Here is an 18,270-nt window from a genome sequence, read left to right on the forward strand (position 1 = left end):
ACCTCACCATGAGCGCCGTACTCGACCATCACGATCACGCCCACGACGATCACCACCACGCCCCTACCGGCTGGCAGCGCTGGGTGTTTGCGACCAACCACAAGGACATCGGTACTTTGTACCTCTTGTTCAGCTTCACTATGCTGATCATCGGCGGCATCTTGGCGCTACTGATTCGCGCCGAATTGTTTCAGCCCGGTTTGCAGCTGGTAAATCCTGAGCTGTTCAACTCGCTGACCACCATGCACGGACTGATCATGGTGTTCGGTGCCATCATGCCTGGCTTTGTGGGGTTTGCGAACTGGATGATCCCGCTGCAAATCGGCGCATCCGACATGGCATTTGCCCGCATGAATAACTTCAGCTTCTGGCTGATGATTCCTGCCGCCTTGATGCTGGTGTCTTCCTTCTTCATGCCCGGCGGCGCGCCTGCAGCAGGCTGGACTTTGTATGCGCCTCTGACCCTACAAATGGGCCCCTCGATGGATGCAGGCATTTTTGCGATGCACATCCTGGGCGCGTCGTCCATCATGGGCTCGATCAACATCATCGTGACCATCTTGAACATGCGCGCTCCCGGCATGACCTTGATGAAGATGCCGATGTTCTGCTGGACATGGTTGATCACGGCTTATTTGCTGATCGCTGTGATGCCCGTGTTGGCAGGCGCTATCACCATGACGCTGACAGACCGCCATTTCGGTACCAGCTTCTTCAACCCCGCAGGTGGCGGTGACCCCGTCATGTACCAGCACATCTTCTGGTTCTTCGGTCACCCTGAGGTATACATCATGATCTTGCCGGCTTTCGGCATCATCAGCCAGATTGTTCCGGCCTTTGCACGCAAGAAGCTGTTCGGTTATGCCTCCATGGTGTACGCCACTTCTTCGATCGCCATTCTGTCGTTCATCGTGTGGGCTCACCACATGTTCACTACCGGCATGCCTGTCACCGGTCAGCTGTTTTTCATGTACGCCACGATGTTGATTGCCGTTCCGACCGCTGTAAAGATCTTCAACTGGATCGCCACCATGTGGCAGGGTTCCATGACCTTTGAAACCCCCATGTTGTTTGCGGTGGGCTTCATTTTTGTGTTCACCATGGGTGGCTTTACCGGCTTGATTCTGGCCATGGCGCCTATCGACATCCAGCTGCAAGACACCTACTACGTGGTGGCTCACTTTCACTACGTGTTGGTTGCCGGCTCCTTGTATGCCATGTTTGCAGGGTTCTACTACTGGGCACCCAAGTGGACTGGTGTGATGATTCCAGAGTGGAAAGGCCGTGTGCACTTCTGGTGGTCTTTGATCGCCTTCAACGTGACCTTCTTCCCCATGCACTTCCTGGGTCTTGCAGGTATGCCACGCCGTTATGCTGACTACCCCATGCAATTCGCTGACTTCAATGCGATTGCTACGGTGGGTGCATTTGCATTCGGTTTGGCTCAGGTCTACTTCTTCTTCGGTGTTGTCTTGCCTGCCATGTTGGGCAAAGGCGAGAAAGCCAGCCAGAAGCCTTGGGAAGCTGCAGAAGGTCTGGAGTGGGAAGTCCCCTCTCCAGCCCCTTTCCATACTTTTGAAAACCCACCCAAGTTGGACGCTACTGCGACCAAGGTGATCGGTTAATGGCCAACGCAGATCAGAAAAAGGCTAATGTGCGCTTGGGGCTGATTCTGGCCTCGATCGCAGCGGTCTTTTTTATCGGCTTTATGGCCAAAATGATTTTTCTGGGTAAGTAAGGCATGGCCAATCTCAGTGCAAACCGCCGGATGCTGGGCAAGCTCGCCGTGATTACGGTGGGTATGTTCGCATTTGGTTATGCACTGGTCCCCTTGTACAAGACTATTTGTGAGATGACCGGTATCAACATACTGGCGTTAGGTGAACAGGTCTTGTCCGGCAAGAAGGCAACGCCTGCCAATTCACAAGTTGACACCAGCCGCACCATCACTGTGGAGTTTGATGCGAACTCCCGTGGGCCTTGGGAATTTAAGCCTGCACAGCGTTCTTTGACCGTTCACCCTGGCGAAATGACCACGGTCGTGTATGAGTTTCAGAACGTGCAGAATCGTAGGATGTCCGCGCAAGCCATCCCCAGTTACGCACCCATGCAGGCCTCAGCGCACTTCAACAAGTTGGAGTGCTTTTGTTTCAATCAATACACCTTGGAGCCCGGAGAGAAGAAGTCTTGGCCTGTGGTATTTGTGATTGATCCGAAACTTTCTAAAGATGTATCGACCATCACCCTCTCCTATACCTTTTTTGAGGTGGGTGGCAAGACGCCTGCTGCACCGGTTGCAGTCGTCAAGCCAGTGATCTCTGAAAGTGCAGGCTCTTGATGGCGGTGGGTGACGTGCAAAAAAAATCTTCCTTTTTGCATAGTGTCAAATTGGTAGCGTGGTCGTTTATTGGTATTCGCAGTAACAAAGGTTATCGGGATGACCTGGCCAAGGTGAATCCCTTGCATGTCGTTCTGGTGGGCATTGTTGGTGCATTGCTGCTGGTCGTGGGCTTGATCAGTCTTGCAAAATGGGTGGTCGGCTCTTAAGGAGCGGGTCGCGCATCACAAATTTGGATTTGAGAAGAAATGGAGCAGAAATGAGTTCAACAACACACGGCGGAACGCCTTACTACTTTGTGCCCGGACCTTCGCGTCATCCGGTCATGGCTGCCGCAGGTCTGTTTTTCGTCATTCTCGGTGCCGGCCAATGGATCAACGGCTCTGCTTGGGGCAAATACTCCTTGCTGCTTGGCATGGTGTGGTGGTTGTTCGTTCTTTATCAGTGGTTCCGTGATGCGGTCACTGAAAGTGAAGGCGGTCAGTATGGCCGCAAGATCGATATCTCCTACCGTTGGAGCATGAGCTGGTTCATCTTTTCAGAGGTGATGTTCTTCGGTGCATTCTTTACTGCACTTTGGTGGGCACGCTCGCACTCTGTACCAGCACTCGGCAGCTTGGAAAACTCGCTGTTATGGCCTGACTTCAAGGCGGTATGGCCCAGCTTGGCTGCCGGTGTGACTGCCTCTCCTGCCGGGATCGTCGAGCCCTTCACCACCATGGGGCCATTCTGGCTGCCCACCATCAACACAGCGTTGTTGTTGACCTCTGGCGTGACATTGACGATCGCACACCATGCGTTGATTGATGGCAATCGCTCCAAGACTATTGCCTTCATGTGGGCGACAGTCCTGCTGGGAATCACCTTCTTGTTTGTGCAGGGCTACGAGTACTACCATGCGTACACGGCCTACAACTTGAAGCTGAACTCCGGTGTGTTCGGTTCCACCTTCTTCATGTTGACCGGTTTCCACGGTTTCCACGTGTTTGTAGGCATGTTGATGCTGTTGTTCATCACCTTGCGCCTGCAAAAGGGTCATTTCACGCCTGAGCGTCACTTCGGTTTCGAAGGTGCAGCGTGGTACTGGCACTTCGTGGACGTTGTATGGTTGGGTCTGTACGTTTTGGTGTACTGGATGTAACCCTTGCCGGCATGAAAAAAGGGCACCTTCGGGTGCCCTTTTTGCTGCAGCGTATTCAATGCCCCTCAGGGATGCCGGTCGGGTGGATGTAGCCTAACTTCCAAGCCAGCAATATGCACAGAAACAAAAAGATCGAAACTCCAACGCGCATCCCCAATGCCCTTGCCATATTCCGGGACTTGGCGGATTGTGAAGAGCCTCCGCGTAACATGAAATAGAGGGCTGCTGTCAGGCTGCCCAGAATGGCTACGAAAGCGATGATTACGAGATACGTCATGTGGAGAATTATTACGTGAACCGCCGAATGCGATGGTTGCTGATTGCGATAACCGCATGTCTTGCTACGGCGCTCACTTTGTCTTTGGGCTTCTGGCAACTCCGACGTGCTGCTCAGAAGGAGGCTTTGACAGCCCAGATGGAGGCGGGGGCGTCAGGCCCATCGATCACGAGCTCCACCATCATCGCAAGCATGGCGACTGAGCAGTTTCTCCATCAAACAGTGCGCTTGCGGGGTCAGTGGGTTGTCGACAAGACGGTTTACCTCGACAACAGGCAGATGCAGGCCAAGGTCGGGTTTTATGTATTAACGCCTCTGCGGGTTGAAGGATCTGATGCGATCATCATGGTACAGCGTGGGTGGGCACCTCGTAACTTTGTAGAACGTGATCGCGTGCCAGAGGTACAAACCACAGCTGGGCCTGTCGAAATAACTGGGCGAATCGCCTTGCCACCTTCCAAGCTTTATGAGCCCGGTGCGGCATCGACCGGCCTGATCCGGCAAAATCTCGACTTGCAGTTGTTCCGCCAGGAGACTGGGCTTTCACTGAGAACCGATCTGTCTGTTGTGCAAATTGGTGCAGCATCCGAAGGGTTGCTTCGTGAATGGCCGGCGATCAATCTCGGTGTCGAAAAACACTATGGTTACGCCGTGCAATGGTTTGCACTGACAGCGCTGATAGCGGGTTTGTTTGTCTGGTTTCAATTGCGACCGCTTTTCGTATCTTCCAAGGATTCTTCTACCCATGTCTAGCGCTCCAGTCCCCGACGATCGCCCCCTTGGTTTGACCGTTCATTCATTGCCGGAGCCCTCCGGCCAACTTCAGTCAGCCGCTGTCGACACGCGCGCGGGCAGAATCCGCATGCTGCTGGTGATGCTGGTATGTGCAGCCCCTGTCATCGCGTCTTATTTCACTTACTACGTTATTCGGCCTGAAGGTCGCCGGAATTTCGGCGAATTGATCGATCCGCAGCGTCCCTTGCCGGCTGTACAAGCGCAGGGGCTGGCTAACGAGATGGTGGCATTGCCCAGCTTGAAAGGCCAATGGCTATTCGTGAGTGTGGCCGGCGGCGCATGTGACGCTGCGTGTCAACAACATTTGTATATCCAACGCCAGTTGCGCGAAGGCTTGGGCAAAGAGAAAGACCGCCTTGACTGGGTGTGGCTGATCAATGACGACGCCCCAGTAAAGCCGGAGCTCTTGCCAGCACTCAAAGGCGCGACCGTGCTGCGCATGCCCGCTGCGGCACTATCGCAATGGCTGCCTGCTGAAACAGGCCATGAGATCCAAGAACACCTGTTTCTGGTCGATCCACTGGGTAATTTGATGATGCGTTTTCCTGCCAGCATGAATGCAGAGACCGCTCTTAAGGCCAAGCGCGACCTTGACCGTCTGATGCGGGCTGCCCAATTCTGGGATCGCCCGGGCCGTGACTGATTGAAGCTCATGCAAACGACCTTGTACGACTTGTCGCCCATTTTCCGGGTACTGCTGATCGGAGCGCTGGTGGCCTCAGTGCCGGCTTTGTGGGTGTATTTGCGAAACCGCCGCAGCAGTTCCGTAAGCCGTTACCACGCGCTGGTAGTGATTACCCTGTTTCTCACCTTTGACCTCGTGCTGTTCGGTGCATTTACCCGTTTGACCGATAGCGGCCTCGGTTGCCCTGATTGGCCAGGTTGCTATGGCAACGCAAGCCCCTTGGGTGCGACGCACGAGATCGCCATGGCGCAAACGGCGCTTCCCAGTGGTCCGGTCACCCACAGCAAAGCATGGATTGAGATGGTGCACCGTTATATGGCCACCTCGGTGGGCGCATTGATTACCCTGATGGTGATTCTTGTGTGGCGTGGCCGCAAGCAGGAGGGTCAACTTGCCCTCAATCCATGGTGGCCCACAGCGACATTGGTGTGGGTGTGTATCCAAGGGGCCTTCGGCGCCTTGACGGTGACCATGAAACTGTTTCCCGCCATTGTGAGCCTGCACCTGCTGGGGGGTTATGCGCTTCTGGCCTTGTTGATGGCGCAGGTTGCGATGGGTGCGGCGCCCCGAGCTGGTACGCCAACCATTTTGCAAGTCGCACCCTCTTGGGTCTACCGCTGGGCCTGGGCAGCCTTGCTGATGCTGACCCTACAAGCTGCATCTGGAGCGTGGGTCAGCACCAACTACGCGGTGCTCGCCTGTGCCGAATTTCCCGGTTGTCAGGGGGTGATGTGGCCCCCCATGGATTGGAAGGCTGCGACGGAGATCTGGCGTCCTTTGGGGCTCACCGCCTCTGGCGACCATCTGAGCTTTCAGGCGCTGACCGCTATCCACATGGCGCACCGTCTGCTCGCAGCCATCACGGTGTTGGTGCTGGGCAGCCTGGCGTGGGCACTCTGGAAACAGCCCGCCTTGAAGAAGCCCGCTCAATGGCTCACAGGCTTGCTGGTATTGCAACTGGCTACCGGCTTGAGCAACGTGGTGTTGGGCTGGCCCTTGTTGGCTGCTGTCATGCATACCGGCGGTGCCGGCGCCATGGTCATGGTGTTGGTCTGGGTCATCGTGGTATCCCGCACCCGACCCGTCGGCCGCTGAAAGATTGAGAAAAAGAGAATTCGAATGACCGTACAAGTAGCAGCCCCCAAGCCCTCCGTGCTGGCCCAGTTCCATGCACTGACCAAGCCACGGGTCATCCAGTTGATTGTGTTCTGTGCGCTCATCGGCATGGTGTTAGCCGTGCCCGGCGCACCCACGGGCGCCCAAGTCATGCTGGCAGCGATAGCCTGCCTCGGCATCTACTTGGTGGCCGGCGCAGCAGCTGCCTTCAATTGCATTGTGGAAAAAGGCATTGATGCCAAGATGAAGCGCACCTCGTGGCGGCCCACTGCCCGCGGGGAACTCAGCGATACCCAGACTTTGATCTTCTCGGCCATGCTGTGTGCTGCCGGTTCTGCCATTCTGTATGTCTGGGTGAACCCGCTCACCATGTGGCTGACCTTTGCCACCTTTGTGGGCTACGCGGTGATTTACACCGTGATCCTCAAGCCCCTGACTCCCCAAAACATCGTGATCGGGGGTGCTTCCGGCGCCATGCCACCGGTATTGGGATGGGCCGCCATGACGGGTGATGTGGGGCCGGAGGCCCTGATTCTTTTCCTGATCATTTTCTTGTGGACGCCACCGCATTTCTGGGCGCTGGCTTTGTACCGTGTGGAGGATTACCGCAAGTCAGGCCTGCCCATGCTGCCGGTGACCCATGGCAGTGAGTTCACCCGCCTGCAGATCCTGCTCTACACCTTCATGTTGCTAGCGGCGTGTCTGCTGCCGTTTGTGTATGGCATGAGCCATTGGCCCTACCTGATCGTGGCAGTGGCTTTGTGTCTGGGATTTTGCTGGTACGCGGTGCGCCTGTTGCGTAACTACTCGGATGAGCTTGCCCGCGCGACTTTCCGCTTCTCGCTCATTCACCTGAGCGTGCTTTTCGCAGCCTTGCTGCTGGACCATTACCTCATATGAATAAACGTTCCGCTATTCAATTCATAGCTGCTGGCGCATTGTTGGCGGGCGCTGGAGGCATGTTGAGTGCATGTTCTGAATCAAGGCCCAAGTTCTCCTCGGTGGATGTCACCGGCGCAAGCTACGCTAAAGAATTCGAGCTTACGGACCACAATGGCAAGGTCCGTCATCTGGCGGACTTCAAAGGCAAGGTGGTCGTCATGTTCTTCGGCTACACCCAATGCCCGGATGTATGCCCGACTTCGATGGCAGAGCTGGCAGAAGTGAAGAAGGCATTGGGTGCCGATGGCGACAAGCTTCAGGGCTTGTTTGTCACGGTAGATCCTGCCCGCGATACGCCCGAAGTGCTCAAGGGCTATATGGAAAACTTTGACCCGACCTTCCTGGCGCTCTACACCACGCCCGAGAAGCTGGAAGCTTTGGCCAAAGACTTCAAGGTGTACTACAAGCGTGTCAATGGTCAGACACCTACCAGCTACACCATGGACCATTCGGCGGGCAGCTACATCTACGACACCCAGGGCAATTTGCGCCTGTTCACCCGCTACGGCAGCGGTGCACAAGTGCTGGCTGCAGATATTCAGCAGCTCCTGAAGTCTTGATGTACGCTGCCTGACGCTCGTTGCCAGCCGGCCTTGATGGCAGACTGACATTCGGTGCAGGGGGTCAATCTGTCTTGATGTTCTGTTGGGTGATGATGCCGCCCAACAAAGCCGTGTCGGCCTTCACCCGGTTAGCCAGTCCTTCCGAGGAAGTGCCTTGCACGGTCCAGCCCTGCTGAAACATCTTCTGGCGCATCTCGGGACTGCGGGCAATCTCGCTGAACAAGGCAGACAGCCGCAAAACCACCGGTTTGGGCATGCTGTTGGGGGCGGCTACGGCGTTCCAAATCTCCAGATTCAGGTCTTTCACTCCAGCCTCTGACAGGCTGGGAATCTCCGGTACCAGCGCACTGCGCACGCTGGCAGTGATGCCGATGGCTTTGAGCTTGCCCGCCTTGATCTGGGCGGAAGCCAAGGCAGGGGGCAGCAGGCTGAGCTGCAAATCGCCCGCGATCATTGCAGTGGCGACTTGCGGGTATCCGGCATAGGGCACATGCAGGGGCGCAATGCGGGCTTTGGCTTTCAGGAGTTCCATGCCGATATGGCCTACGGTGCCCACTCCGGGGGTGCCATAGTTCCACTTGTCGCCGGAGGCACGTGCTGCGGCCAGAAACTCGACGGCGTTGTTGCCCGGCGCGTTGGCGGGTGCGGTCAGCACCAGGGGCGATACGCCTAGCAGGCTCACCGGCGTCAAGTCTTTCAGCGGGTCGTAACTCAGCTTGGGGTTGAGCAGCTTGGCAATCGTCATGTTGCCGTTGATCATCAGCCCGATGGTGTGGTCATCGGTAGCTTTGGCAACCGCATCGGCGGCGATGTTGCCCGCTGCGCCCACTTTGTTTTCCACGATCACAGGTTGGCCGAGTGCTTTTGAGAGCGGTTCTGCGAATGCTCGCGCCGTCAGGTCGGGCGAAGACCCGCCGGGAAATCCGACGATGATGCGAACAGGCTTGGTTGGCCACGCAGCGGATTGAGTGGATTTCTGGGCATTAGCGCCCGTGGATAGTGCGCAAGCAGCTATGGAAAGCATAGCAAAAGCGGCGGTGCGGCGTGTGTGTGTCATCAGCTTGGTGTCCAAGAAAAAGCCCCTGCAGGCGGGGCCGGCAGGGGCATTGTGCGTGAAGTTATGCGGCGCGTGCCGCTGCGCAATCAGGCGTAGGCGGCCAGCGCTGTTTTCATCTTCTTCATGGCAGCGACTTCGATCTGTCGTATACGCTCGGCGCTCACGCCGTATTCGGCGGCCAAGTCATGCAGGGTCATACCGCCGGAGTTGTCGTCATTTACCTTGAGCCAGCGCTCTTCCACGATACGCCGGCTACGCTCGTCCAGGCTGGCCAGCGCTGTGGCAATCCCGTCGGTGGCCAACACGTCTCGCTGGCGCGCTTCGATCATGGCTACCGGCTCGTGGTTGGTGTCCGTCAGGTACGCAATCGGACCGAAGGCGTCTTCGCCATCATCGGAAGGACTGGGGTCCAGCAGCACGTCGCCACCTGCCAGGCGTGCTTCCATTTCCAGTACTTCTTCGGGCTTCACGTTCAGTTCCCGGGCCATGGTGTTCACTTGCTCGCTGTTTAGCGTGTCGCGGTGGGTGTCCAGGTCAGCCGCAGCGTCTTCACCCTTGAAGCGTTGCTTCATGGAGCGCAGGTTGAAAAACAGTTTGCGCTGGGCCTTGGTGGTGGCCACTTTTACCATGCGCCAGTTTTTCAAGATGTATTCGTGGATTTCGGCCTTGATCCAGTGCAGCGCGTAGCTCACCAGACGCACACCTTGCTCAGGGTCGAAGCGCTTGACCGCCTTCATCAGACCCACGTTGCCCTCTTGAATCAGGTCGCCGTGGGGCAGGCCATAGCCAAGGTACTGGCGGGCAACGGAAACGACCAATCGTAAGTGAGAGAGCACTAACTTACCGGCTGCTTCAAGATCGTTCTCGTTTTTGAACTTGCGGGCGAATTCCTGCTCTTCTTCCAAAGTAAGCATGGGCAAGCGGTTCGCGGCAGAAATATAGGCGTCCAGATTCCCCAGCGGCGGCACCAAAGACCACGGGTTGGCCGTGGCCAGGGCGGTGCGGGGGGCAGCAATCAATGCGGACATAGGGAACTCCTTCTCTTCAAACTTTATATTAGCACTCGTTGGAGGAGAGTGCTAATTGATAAGTTCAATCCATGCGATTGAGTAGGGGTGAAGTGCACTCTGTAGCGGACTAACGGTGGCAAGCATCGTAGAGCTTGGACTTAACATCGGACAGTTATGAAGGAAATGGCTATGAAGTTCCAAAGTGTCTTTGTTGCGGCAAGTATGTGTTTGCCTCTGATCGTGTCGGCTGCAGACGGTGGTTTGCAGCGCTTGACTTCAGTAGGTTTGGATAAGGTCGAACAGTGCACGAGCTTGGAAAAACGTGCGTTGGTCGGATATGAGTCGCAGCCGGCCCGTGTGACTTATGGGTCATGCACTTGTGCGCCCAACAATGTGCAAGGCAGGGCGGGTGGGTTCGAATGCGTGTTGTATTTCACAATTAAGAATTGAGCGTTTTGTCCTTCGGCGGTATTCTTGGCCGCTAATGAAAATCTTGCAGAAGCGCTTTGGGTGGGGATGGCCCAGTATCGGCAGTGATCATCTTTGGTTACAACTTCCGAGGAGCTCTCCGCTCAACACATTCTTTTTCGTATCGCCCTGACGGCTGGTTGCAAGCCGGAACAGGTTGACGAGATCTACATCACTCACATGTGCCCTGATCATGTAGGTGGGCTTATGGCAGAGGGAGGCATTGCCTTCCCAAGCGCCACCACAGGGTTTGGCTCCGACAACAGTGCAGCCCATCAGCAGAGTATGAAGGCCTTCGAAGACGCGGCCAAAGGTGGCTACATCGTGGGCGTTACCCATATGGCCTTGCCGGGCCTCGGCAACCTGCGCCCTGCCGCCAATGGAAAAGGCCATTTCTGGGTGCCATTGAACTACTCTTCCCTGAAGTAAGTGCGTCATTGTTCGCAAATGAAAAAAGGGCCCCAAAGGGCCCCCTTGTTTGGCAAATCAACAGCGCTTTTATGCCCAGCGCACCTTCTCCCGGCCGGAGTACCAGTTCGCCAGTAGCGGCTCTACCGCAGACTCAATGCGGGCGCGCTTGATCTTCATCGTGGGAGTCAACATGCCGTTTTCAATGGACCAAGGTTCCGGTGCTACCACCAGCATCTGCAGCTTTTCGTAGTCCGCCAGTTCGGCATTCACGCTATCGAGCAGTTGCTCCAGTTCTGCGTGAACCTCAGCTTTGAAGGCCGGGTCGGCCTTCACTTGGGGACGCACGGTTTCTGCAAGCACCACGATGGCATAAGCCGAGGGCTGGCCCACACCGGACACCATGCTGGTTTCAATGCGGGGGCAGGCGTTCAGGCGGTTCTCAATCGGTGCGGGGGCCACATACTTGCCCTTGGATGTTTTGAACAGCTCCTTCACCCGGCCGGTGAGCTTGAGCAGTCCATCAGCGCGGCGCTCGCCCTTGTCGCCGGTGCGGAAGAAGCCGTCTTCCGTGAACACCTCTGCGTCCAGATCAGGGCGCTTGTAGCAACCCACAAACTGGCCTGGAGACTTGATCAGCACTTCGCCTTCTTCGCTGATGCGGACTTCCATGCCCTTGAGCGGTACGCCCACGCAACCGGGGGCATTGATCTTGTCGGTGGAGTTGTGCGAATACGCAAAGTCCTCTGTCATGGCATAACCCTCAATCAGGTTCAAGCCCAAGCGGCGGTACCAGGCAATCAGCTCGGCAGGGATGGGTGCCGAGCCGCTGCCGGCCAGCAAAGCATGGTCCAGGCCCAGGCCCTTGAGCACCTTGCGGCCTACGATCTTGCCCAGAATCGGGATGCTCAGCAGCCGGTCCAGCTTCTTGGGCGGCATTTTGGCAAACACGCCTTGCTGGAACTTCAGCCAGAGGCGGGGTACGGAGATAAAGGTCACCGGCTTCGCGCGGTTCAAGTCCTGGATAAAGGTATCCAGCGACTCGGCAAAAAACAGTTGGGTGTTGCCGTTCACCAGCGTGGCGGACTCTACCCATGCGCGCTCGAACACGTGCGCCAAGGGCAGGTAGGACAACATGCGGTTGCGGGTGTTGGTGCCGATGCGAGCCTGGGTGTCGTTATTGATGCCTTCAGCTGCGGCGGTAATGCGCTCAAAGCTGTGCATCACGCCCTTGGGCTGGCCGGTGGAGCCGGAGGTGTACATCAGGATGGCAATGTCCTTGCCGCCACGTGCAGGCTTGCCGGTCAGGGGCTTGGTGCGTGCGGTGACTGCATCCCACGCCTCGTAGCTGTTCTTTGGGGCGAGCGGAAAGGCAATGATGGGCATGCCTGCAGGAATGCCGGGCTGCTGTTGGTCAAAGGTGTCAAGCTTGCCGACGAATAGCAGGCTGGCTTCGCTGTGTTCCAGCACGTAGCGCACGGTGTCGGCTGTTTCGGTCGGGAAAATGGCCACGGTCGTGCAGCCTGTCATCCAGATGGCCAACTCCGCCATGATGAAGTGGGCGCAGTTTTTGGACAGAATGGCCACCCGCGAGCCCGGCTCCAGGTTCTGGGCCTTGAGGTGCGCGGCCATGCGGCGGGCCTGGTCCAGTGTCTGCTTCCACGTGTAGTCCACCACCTGACCGCCACCGGTGGGCTGGGTCAGAAAAATCTGATCCGCATGGTTGATTTCGTGCTCGTAGACGTAGTCCAGCATGAGTTTGGCTTGAGCCATTTTTGTCTCCTCGTTATGGTTTGTTTGCCGCATTGTCTGGGCTTTTGCGCGCAAAAGAGAGCTTTAAGTGACCAAGCCCCCTTGAATAGAGGGGGGGCTACTATTTGCGGGTCTATCCAGCGGATCTTTGTTTGGCGCTTTTTGTCCTCTGCTTGTCGTGTAACGTGGTTTCGCGCATATTTGACAAGAAATACCATTGATTCACTGTTCAATGAAAGGTGTCCTTCCATGTCCTCCGTATCTACCCTGAAGCCCGCACTCATCATCATTGATGTGCAGCAATCTTTCGCCCAAATGCCCTTCTGGTCGCAGGGCATTCATGCCCCGTTTGAGTCTGCTTTGCAGCGTCTGGAGGCAGGTTGTCGCGCAGCCGGTGTTCCGGTGGTGCACATTTTTCACGTGGGGCTGGCCGGCCCCTTTCGTGAGGACTCCGGGTTTGTGAAGCCCTTGCCATGGTTGCCCGGTAACCCGGATGTGCGCTTCGACAAACACACCCACAACGCTTTTACCGATACAGGGCTGGATCTGTGGCTGCGCCGCCAGGGTGTGGGCAAGCTCATCATCTCCGGCATCCGTACCGAGCAATGCTGCGAGACCACAGCCCGTGTGGGCTCGGATCTGGGTTATGCAGTGGACTTTGTGTCTGAAGCCACCCTGACCTTCCCTATGTCCCACGCTGGCAGCGGTCGGACGTTCAGTGCCGAAGAGATCACCACCCGCACCGAGCTGGTCTTGCAAGACCGGTTTGCGCGTATCGTGGATGTAGCTACCTGCCTAGCCGGTTTGCCATCCGCCCAATAAATCGTCGTCCTTGAAGCCGAAACCGCCATGCTCCAACTCCGCCCCAACTGCGAATGCTGCAATACTGATTTGCCGCCCGCCGCCCTGAATGCCCGCATCTGTTCGTTTGAATGCACGTTTTGTGCGGACTGCGCAGATACCAAGTTGAACGGCATTTGCCCCAATTGCAGAGGTGAGTTGTTGCGCCGCCCGGTGCGTCCGGCCGCCAAGGTGGCCAACAACCCGCCCTCAACCGAGCGGGTCTTCAAGCCCCTGGGGTGCGCGCAGAAAGCTGACTCGGCGGCATCCGCATGAGCGCGGCCATACCCATGCGGCCCAAAGACCTGGCGCTGGCGCTGCTGGTCATTCTGGTGTGGGGCGTGAACTTTGCCGTCATCAAAGTGGGGGTGGTCGGGGTGCCGCCCTTGTTGCTGGGTGCCTTGCGTTTTGCCTTGGCGGCATTCCCGGCGCTGTTATTCATGAAGCCGCCCAAGGTGCCACTGCGCTGGTACCTGGCCTATGGCCTCACCATTTCGGTGGGGCAGTTTGCATTTTTGTTCACTGCCATCCACGCAGGCATGCCTTCGGGCTTGGCGTCGCTGGTGCTGCAGTCGCAATCGTTCTTCACCCTGCTGCTGGCGGCCTGGTGGCTCAAAGAGCGTTGGCAGGCCAACCAGATGGCCGGGCTGTTGCTGGCCGCCTGCGGCTTGGTGTTGATCGGCAGCGCCGCAGGGCCGGCAGGCACTGGCGTGTCCATGCCGCTGTTGGGCTTTTTGCTTACCGTGGCAGCGGCCGTCATGTGGGCCTGCGGCAATATCTTGACCCGCACCGTGAGCCGCTACGGCCCGATGAACCAGTTGGCCTTTGTGGTGTGGGCGAGCCTGGTGCCGCCGCTTCCGTTTCTGGCGCTGTCGCTTGTGATGGAAGGGCCTGACGCAATAGCCTCCGCCATGCAGCATATCGGCTGGAGCACCTTCGCGGCCATCGCCTACCTCGCTTGGGCAGCCACCTTGCTGGGCTATGGCTTGTGGACGCACCTCATGTCCCGCTACGCGACCAACCGGGTCGCGCCGTTCACACTGCTGGTGCCGGTGGTCGGCTTGACCACGGGTTGGCTGGTGTTCGGCGAGGCCTTGCGTCCGGTGCACTTTGCCGGTGGCGCGCTGTTGATGGCGGGCTTGCTGTTCAATGTATTCGGTGGACCCTTGATGACGCGTTGGATGGCGCGTGTACAGCAATTCCGGAACGCTGGATGAACGACGCAGTACTCCACATCTATCTGGTGCTCACGCCCAATGTGCTGATGCTGGACTACGCCGGTCCGGCGGAGGCCCTGCGCATGGCGCGCGACATGGGGGCACCTATCGTTCTGCATGCCTGTGGCCCGCAGAATGACATCCCGACCTCTCTGGGTACGGGCCTGTCCGGGCTAGAGGCGCTACCCGCCACCCTGCCAGCGCGCAGCTTGGTCTTGGTGGTGGGCAACAGCAACGAGGTGGTGGACTACGCCACCCCCGAGGCCCGCTCCGTGGTGCAGTGGTTGCGCGCCGTGCCCCAATCGGGCACACGCATGGCCAGCATCTGCTCGGGGGCCTTGTTGCTGGCGCAAGCCGGCTGTCTGGATGGGCGGCACTGCACCACTCATCACACCCTGATTGCCGATTTGCAGGCGCTGGCCCCCAGTGCGCAGGTGGTGTCTGACCGCATCTTTGTGGACGATGGCGGCGTGCTTACCAGTGCAGGCATCACCACCGGTATTGACCTAGCGCTGTACTTGATTGAGCAGGAGGCTGGCGCAGAGCTGGCGGCGCGCGTGGCCCGCCGCTTGGTGATGTACCAGCGCCGCGGCACCCACGACCCGCAAATGTCGCCCTGGCTGGCACACCGCAACCACATGCACCCCGCGGTTCACCGCGCGCAAGACTCAATTGCCCGAGAGCCCCAGCGCAACTGGAGCTTGGCGGATCTGGCTGATGTGGCCTGTGTCAGCCCCCGGCATCTAAGCCGCTTGTTTGCACAACACACCGGCATCAGTGTCGTGGTCTACCAGCAGCAATTACGAATTGCCCGCGCCAAAGACTTGCTGGCACGTCAGGGCCTGTCGGTGGAGCGTGTGGCCGAGGCCTGTGGTTTTGCGTCGGCACGCGACTTGCGCCGCGTGTGGCGCAAATATGAAGCCGGCTCGCCGGCCAGTGCGCGCGTGGCTGATTGAGCCTGCCCACAGGCTGCGCAGAAAGTGGTGTTGAGACGAAGGTTCGCCAGCGAACCGACATGCAGCACTGCGCTACCTACTCTGGCCCCATGCGGTGTCTTGCCGCACATGCATGGCAGGAGAGACGCAATGTTGAAACACAAAGTGGCGCTGGTCACCGGAGCCGCATCAGGCATAGGCCGCGCAGTGGCCTTGCTGTTGGCGCGTGAAGGTGCGCGTGTGGTGGTGTCGGATGTGCAGTTGGACGCCGGAGCCGACACCGTGGCCCTGGTCCGCGCCCAAGGTGGCGAGGCGATTTTTGTAGCGGCCGATGTGGGCAAGCCCGCCGAAGCACAGGCCTTGGTGGCACGCGCAGTGGTGCATTACGGACGGTTGGACATTGCTTGCAACAACGCTGGCATTGCCGGCCCTACGGCTCCCACGGCCGACTACCCGCTGAACGGCTGGACCCGCGTGCTCAATATCAATCTGAGCGGCGTCTTCTACGGCATGCAGGCCCAGATTGAAGCCATGCTCAAGCATGGTGGTGGCTCCATCGTCAACATCGCCTCGGTGTTGGGTGCCGTGGGCTTCACGGGCTCTGTGGCCTATACCGCCGCCAAGCACGGGGTGGTGGGGCTGACTCAGGTAGCTGCACTGGAGTACAGCGCGCAAGGTGTGCGGGTGAATGCAGTGGGGCCGGGCTTTATTGAGACGCCCATGGTCAGCAAACTCTCGGAAGACCCTGCGACCCACGCCATGCTGGTTGCCGCCCATGCCATGGGCCGATTGGGACGGCCTGAAGAGGTGGCTGAGCTGGTGGTGTGGTTGGCCTCCGACCGTGCCTCGTTTGTCACCGGGGCGTACTACCCGGTGGATGGTGGCTATCTCGCGCGCTGAGCAGGTGGTTGAGATGTGAGTTTCGTGGTGGCTTAAGCCGAAGACGGCCGTCAGAGGCGCTGAGCATGGTTCAATAGCAGGCTGTACCAGTCTGCTGCATCCATGACCCCCGAAGCCCAAAAACTCTGGCGCGCCCCGCAATGGGCGTTCTCCATCCTGCTTGCCTTGCTGGGCATGTTGGGGCCGTTCTCTATTGATACGTACCTGCCTGCGTTTGCCGGCATCAGCCAGTCGCTGGGGGCCACGCCGGTGCAAATGCAGCAAACGCTGTCGGCCTACCTGTTCGGCTTTGCCTTCATGGCGCTGTTCCATGGCTCCATTTCAGACAGCTTCGGCCGGCGCCCGGTGGTGCTGTGGGGGCTGGCAGCGTTCACTGTTGCATCGGTCGGGTGTGCGCTGTCGCAGACTATCGGCCAGCTCATCTTCTTCAGGGCCATGCAGGGTTTGTGCACCGGTGCGGGCATTGTGATTTCACGTGCGGTCATTCGTGATGTGTATCCGCCGTCGCAAGCGCAAAAGGTCATGAGCCAGGTCACCATCTTCTTCGGGGTGGCACCCGCCATTGCGCCCATGGTGGGCGGTTGGTTGCTGATTCACGCCAGCTGGCACGGCATCTTCTGGTTCCTGGCCGCAGTCGGCGTTGCGCTGTGGACGTCCAACTATTTCCTGCTGCCAGAAACCTTGCCACCCGCACAGCGCCAGCACTTCCATGTCAAAAACCTGCTGGCCGGTTATTGGAAGCTGGGCTCCGACCCGCGCTTCTTGTTGCTGGCGCTGGCCAGCGGCATTCCGTTCAACGGCATGTTTTTGTATGTGCTGAGTGCGCCGGTGTTTTTGGGCGAACACCTGGGGTTGCAGCCCCAGCAGTTCTTCTGGTTTTTCATACTCACGATCAGCGGCATCATGGGTGGCGCGTTTGTGAGTGGCCGGGTGGCCGGCAAGATCAGCCCGAAGCGCCAGATCCGTAACGGCTTTTCCATCATGCTCACCATTGGCGTCATCAACCTTATGGCCAATCTGCTGTTCAAGGCACATGTGAGCTGGGCGCTCTTTCCCATTGCCATCTTCGCTTTCGGCTGGGCGCTCATGGTGCCGGTGGTGACCTTGCTGGTGCTGGACCTGCACCCGGACCGCCGGGGCATGGCGTCGAGTTTGCAGATGTTTGTGGGCTCTACGGCCAACGGCATTGTGGCCGGGGTGGTGTCGCCGCTGGTCATGCATTCCACCATCGGTTTGGCCAGTGCCTCGGTGCTGATGATGTGCGTGGGCCTGTGCTCCTGGGTGTTCATTCGCAGCCGCTGGCCCGAGATCGGACGGCGTGTGGAGGAGCTGTGATGCGCACACTATGGGGTTTGCTGCTTGCCAGCACAGTGATGGTGTTGGCAGCTTGTTCCAGTGCGCCTACGACACCTTCAGCGCCCGCAGCAGCACCGCAACCTGCCGCCCGTTTGACCCTGGAGCAAGCTAATGACGTTACCGTCATGGCCATCGGCCTGGTGGGCACACCCTATCGCTACGGCGGCAACACGCCCGCTAGCGGCTTCGATTGCAGCGGCCTGATCGGTTATGTCTACAAACAACGCGCCGGTGTCGTGGCGCCGCGCACAACCGGTGGCCTGATCGACTGGGGCACCAGCATCCCCGCGCCCAGCCTGCGCACGGGTGATTTGGTCGTCTTCGTGCAAAACGGCCGCGCCAACCATGCCGGCATCTACGTGGGTGAGGGCCGCTTTGTGCACGCGCCGTCTACCGGCGGCACGGTGCGGCTGGATAGCTTGAATTCGCCGTACTGGGCCAAGCAGCAGGTGAGTTACCGCAGGCCGTAA

General features: G+C 58.4%; 22 protein-coding genes. 18 read left to right on the forward strand and 4 right to left on the reverse strand.

Annotated features, from left to right (window positions below):
- Window positions 1-8: 8 nt before the first annotated feature.
- Genes ctaD through ACOAP0_RS13485 form a run of 5 tightly spaced genes read left to right on the forward strand, consistent with a single transcriptional unit; the run spans window position 9 to window position 3,479 of the window.
- Window positions 9-1,625, forward strand: coding sequence for a cytochrome c oxidase subunit I (ctaD, locus tag ACOAP0_RS13465; RefSeq protein WP_087496386.1), 1,617 nt, complete (start codon window positions 9-11; stop codon window positions 1,623-1,625).
- A complete protein-coding gene (locus ACOAP0_RS13470; protein WP_313868808.1) occupies window positions 1,625-1,738 on the forward strand; it encodes a cytochrome oxidase small assembly protein in 114 nt (37 codons plus the stop codon). Before ctaD ends, ACOAP0_RS13470 begins: the two co-directional genes overlap by 1 nt.
- Window positions 1,739-1,741: 3 nt before the next feature.
- Window positions 1,742-2,338, forward strand: coding sequence for a cytochrome c oxidase assembly protein (locus ACOAP0_RS13475; protein ID WP_481874110.1), 597 nt, complete (start codon window positions 1,742-1,744; stop codon window positions 2,336-2,338).
- Window positions 2,338-2,547 carry a DUF2970 domain-containing protein gene (locus ACOAP0_RS13480; protein ID WP_087496388.1) on the forward strand — a complete coding sequence of 70 codons (210 nt, stop codon included), beginning with the start codon at window positions 2,338-2,340 and terminating at the stop codon, window positions 2,545-2,547. The genes ACOAP0_RS13475 and ACOAP0_RS13480 overlap by 1 nt, the downstream gene beginning before the upstream one ends.
- A gap of 50 nt (window positions 2,548-2,597) precedes the next feature.
- A complete protein-coding gene (locus ACOAP0_RS13485) occupies window positions 2,598-3,479 on the forward strand; it encodes a cytochrome c oxidase subunit 3 (RefSeq protein WP_087496389.1) in 882 nt (293 codons plus the stop codon).
- 55 nt (window positions 3,480-3,534) lie between these two features.
- Here ACOAP0_RS13485 and ACOAP0_RS13490 read toward each other — a convergent pair whose 3' ends face one another.
- Window positions 3,535-3,756, reverse strand: a complete 222-nt coding sequence (locus ACOAP0_RS13490; protein ID WP_498376812.1) for a twin transmembrane helix small protein — start codon at window positions 3,754-3,756, stop codon at window positions 3,535-3,537.
- 15 nt (window positions 3,757-3,771) lie between these two features.
- On the opposite strand from ACOAP0_RS13490, the gene ACOAP0_RS13495 reads away from it, so the two are divergent.
- From ACOAP0_RS13495 to ACOAP0_RS13515, 5 genes are read left to right on the forward strand one after another with little or no spacing between them, the layout of a single operon-like run.
- Window positions 3,772-4,509 (forward strand): SURF1 family protein, encoded by a 738-nt coding sequence (locus tag ACOAP0_RS13495; protein WP_498376813.1) that lies wholly within the window; start codon window positions 3,772-3,774, stop codon window positions 4,507-4,509.
- Window positions 4,502-5,194 carry a redox-active disulfide-containing membrane protein gene (locus ACOAP0_RS13500; protein ID WP_498376814.1) on the forward strand — a complete coding sequence of 231 codons (693 nt, stop codon included), beginning with the start codon at window positions 4,502-4,504 and terminating at the stop codon, window positions 5,192-5,194. Before ACOAP0_RS13495 ends, ACOAP0_RS13500 begins: the two co-directional genes overlap by 8 nt.
- 9 nt (window positions 5,195-5,203) lie before the next feature.
- Entirely contained in the window at window positions 5,204-6,331 is a 1,128-nt protein-coding gene (locus ACOAP0_RS13505) for a COX15/CtaA family protein (RefSeq protein ID WP_498376815.1), read from the forward strand.
- Between the two features lie 24 nt (window positions 6,332-6,355).
- The gene (gene cyoE / locus ACOAP0_RS13510; RefSeq protein ID WP_313868815.1) at window positions 6,356-7,252 is read left to right on the forward strand and encodes a heme o synthase; all 897 of its coding nucleotides are present in this window, start codon (window positions 6,356-6,358) and stop codon (window positions 7,250-7,252) included.
- Window positions 7,249-7,854, forward strand: a complete 606-nt coding sequence (locus ACOAP0_RS13515) for an SCO family protein (RefSeq protein ID WP_498376816.1) — start codon at window positions 7,249-7,251, stop codon at window positions 7,852-7,854. The genes cyoE and ACOAP0_RS13515 overlap by 4 nt, the downstream gene beginning before the upstream one ends.
- A 64-nt stretch (window positions 7,855-7,918) precedes the next feature.
- Here the strand turns inward: ACOAP0_RS13515 and ACOAP0_RS13520 are convergent, their stop codons facing one another.
- Together ACOAP0_RS13520 and rpoH are read right to left on the reverse strand one after the other, a co-directional pair.
- Window positions 7,919-8,914: a Bug family tripartite tricarboxylate transporter substrate binding protein gene (locus ACOAP0_RS13520; RefSeq protein ID WP_498376817.1), complete on the reverse strand. Its 996-nt coding sequence runs from the start codon at window positions 8,912-8,914 to the stop codon at window positions 7,919-7,921.
- A gap of 86 nt (window positions 8,915-9,000) precedes the next feature.
- Complete coding sequence (gene rpoH / locus ACOAP0_RS13525) at window positions 9,001-9,942, reverse strand: RNA polymerase sigma factor RpoH (RefSeq protein WP_087496396.1); 942 nt, start codon at window positions 9,940-9,942, stop codon at window positions 9,001-9,003.
- Window positions 9,943-10,599: 657 nt separating this feature from the next.
- Here rpoH and ACOAP0_RS13530 point away from each other — a divergent pair.
- The gene (locus tag ACOAP0_RS13530; RefSeq protein ID WP_498376818.1) at window positions 10,600-10,821 is read left to right on the forward strand and encodes a hypothetical protein; all 222 of its coding nucleotides are present in this window, start codon (window positions 10,600-10,602) and stop codon (window positions 10,819-10,821) included.
- Between the two features lie 69 nt (window positions 10,822-10,890).
- Here the strand turns inward: ACOAP0_RS13530 and ACOAP0_RS13535 are convergent, their stop codons facing one another.
- The gene (locus ACOAP0_RS13535; RefSeq protein WP_498376819.1) at window positions 10,891-12,573 is read right to left on the reverse strand and encodes an AMP-binding protein; all 1,683 of its coding nucleotides are present in this window, start codon (window positions 12,571-12,573) and stop codon (window positions 10,891-10,893) included.
- Between the two features lie 228 nt (window positions 12,574-12,801).
- Between ACOAP0_RS13535 and ACOAP0_RS13540 the strand changes: the two genes are divergently transcribed.
- From ACOAP0_RS13540 to ACOAP0_RS13570, 7 genes are all read left to right on the forward strand, one after another.
- The gene (locus tag ACOAP0_RS13540; protein ID WP_498376820.1) at window positions 12,802-13,374 is read left to right on the forward strand and encodes an isochorismatase family protein; all 573 of its coding nucleotides are present in this window, start codon (window positions 12,802-12,804) and stop codon (window positions 13,372-13,374) included.
- 27 nt (window positions 13,375-13,401) lie between these two features.
- Window positions 13,402-13,668 (forward strand): DUF1272 domain-containing protein, encoded by a 267-nt coding sequence (locus ACOAP0_RS13545; RefSeq protein WP_498376821.1) that lies wholly within the window; start codon window positions 13,402-13,404, stop codon window positions 13,666-13,668.
- A gap of 14 nt (window positions 13,669-13,682) precedes the next feature.
- A complete protein-coding gene (locus tag ACOAP0_RS13550) occupies window positions 13,683-14,609 on the forward strand; it encodes an EamA family transporter (RefSeq protein ID WP_498377782.1) in 927 nt (308 codons plus the stop codon).
- The gene (locus ACOAP0_RS13555) at window positions 14,606-15,565 is read left to right on the forward strand and encodes a GlxA family transcriptional regulator (RefSeq protein WP_498376822.1); all 960 of its coding nucleotides are present in this window, start codon (window positions 14,606-14,608) and stop codon (window positions 15,563-15,565) included. The genes ACOAP0_RS13550 and ACOAP0_RS13555 overlap by 4 nt, the downstream gene beginning before the upstream one ends.
- Before the next feature lie 129 nt (window positions 15,566-15,694).
- The gene (locus ACOAP0_RS13560; protein ID WP_481874121.1) at window positions 15,695-16,444 is read left to right on the forward strand and encodes an SDR family NAD(P)-dependent oxidoreductase; all 750 of its coding nucleotides are present in this window, start codon (window positions 15,695-15,697) and stop codon (window positions 16,442-16,444) included.
- Window positions 16,445-16,546: 102 nt separating this feature from the next.
- Window positions 16,547-17,779, forward strand: coding sequence for a multidrug effflux MFS transporter (locus tag ACOAP0_RS13565; RefSeq protein WP_498376823.1), 1,233 nt, complete (start codon window positions 16,547-16,549; stop codon window positions 17,777-17,779).
- Complete coding sequence (locus tag ACOAP0_RS13570) at window positions 17,779-18,270, forward strand: C40 family peptidase (protein ID WP_498376824.1); 492 nt, start codon at window positions 17,779-17,781, stop codon at window positions 18,268-18,270. The genes ACOAP0_RS13565 and ACOAP0_RS13570 overlap by 1 nt, the downstream gene beginning before the upstream one ends.

The sequence above is a fragment of the Curvibacter sp. Hmag1.1 genome (assembly GCF_059769165.1).

Excerpts from the sequence above, each read along its gene's own strand:
- ACOAP0_RS13545 (WP_498376821.1), top strand. The coding sequence starts at position 13,402 with ATGCTCCAACTCCGCCCCAACTGCGAATGCTGCAATACTGATTTGCCG.
- ACOAP0_RS13480 (WP_087496388.1), top strand. The coding sequence starts at position 2,338 with ATGGCGGTGGGTGACGTGCAAAAAAAATCTTCCTTTTTGCATAGTGTC.
- ACOAP0_RS13470 (WP_313868808.1), top strand. The coding sequence starts at position 1,625 with ATGGCCAACGCAGATCAGAAAAAGGCTAATGTGCGCTTGGGGCTGATT.
- ACOAP0_RS13505 (WP_498376815.1), top strand. The coding sequence starts at position 5,204 with ATGCAAACGACCTTGTACGACTTGTCGCCCATTTTCCGGGTACTGCTG.
- ACOAP0_RS13485 (WP_087496389.1), top strand. The coding sequence starts at position 2,598 with ATGAGTTCAACAACACACGGCGGAACGCCTTACTACTTTGTGCCCGGA.
- ACOAP0_RS13520 (WP_498376817.1), bottom strand. The coding sequence starts at position 8,914 with ATGACACACACACGCCGCACCGCCGCTTTTGCTATGCTTTCCATAGCT.
- ACOAP0_RS13515 (WP_498376816.1), top strand. The coding sequence starts at position 7,249 with ATGAATAAACGTTCCGCTATTCAATTCATAGCTGCTGGCGCATTGTTG.
- ACOAP0_RS13500 (WP_498376814.1), top strand. The coding sequence starts at position 4,502 with ATGTCTAGCGCTCCAGTCCCCGACGATCGCCCCCTTGGTTTGACCGTT.
- ACOAP0_RS13535 (WP_498376819.1), bottom strand. The coding sequence starts at position 12,573 with ATGGCTCAAGCCAAACTCATGCTGGACTACGTCTACGAGCACGAAATC.
- rpoH (WP_087496396.1), bottom strand. The coding sequence starts at position 9,942 with ATGTCCGCATTGATTGCTGCCCCCCGCACCGCCCTGGCCACGGCCAAC.
- ACOAP0_RS13475 (WP_481874110.1), top strand. The coding sequence starts at position 1,742 with ATGGCCAATCTCAGTGCAAACCGCCGGATGCTGGGCAAGCTCGCCGTG.
- ACOAP0_RS13530 (WP_498376818.1), top strand. The coding sequence starts at position 10,600 with ATGGCAGAGGGAGGCATTGCCTTCCCAAGCGCCACCACAGGGTTTGGC.
- cyoE (WP_313868815.1), top strand. The coding sequence starts at position 6,356 with ATGACCGTACAAGTAGCAGCCCCCAAGCCCTCCGTGCTGGCCCAGTTC.
- ACOAP0_RS13550 (WP_498377782.1), top strand. The coding sequence starts at position 13,683 with ATGCGGCCCAAAGACCTGGCGCTGGCGCTGCTGGTCATTCTGGTGTGG.
- ACOAP0_RS13490 (WP_498376812.1), bottom strand. The coding sequence starts at position 3,756 with ATGACGTATCTCGTAATCATCGCTTTCGTAGCCATTCTGGGCAGCCTG.
- ACOAP0_RS13560 (WP_481874121.1), top strand. The coding sequence starts at position 15,695 with ATGTTGAAACACAAAGTGGCGCTGGTCACCGGAGCCGCATCAGGCATA.
- ACOAP0_RS13570 (WP_498376824.1), top strand. The coding sequence starts at position 17,779 with ATGCGCACACTATGGGGTTTGCTGCTTGCCAGCACAGTGATGGTGTTG.
- ACOAP0_RS13555 (WP_498376822.1), top strand. The coding sequence starts at position 14,606 with ATGAACGACGCAGTACTCCACATCTATCTGGTGCTCACGCCCAATGTG.
- ACOAP0_RS13540 (WP_498376820.1), top strand. The coding sequence starts at position 12,802 with ATGTCCTCCGTATCTACCCTGAAGCCCGCACTCATCATCATTGATGTG.
- ctaD (WP_087496386.1), top strand. The coding sequence starts at position 9 with ATGAGCGCCGTACTCGACCATCACGATCACGCCCACGACGATCACCAC.
- ACOAP0_RS13565 (WP_498376823.1), top strand. The coding sequence starts at position 16,547 with ATGACCCCCGAAGCCCAAAAACTCTGGCGCGCCCCGCAATGGGCGTTC.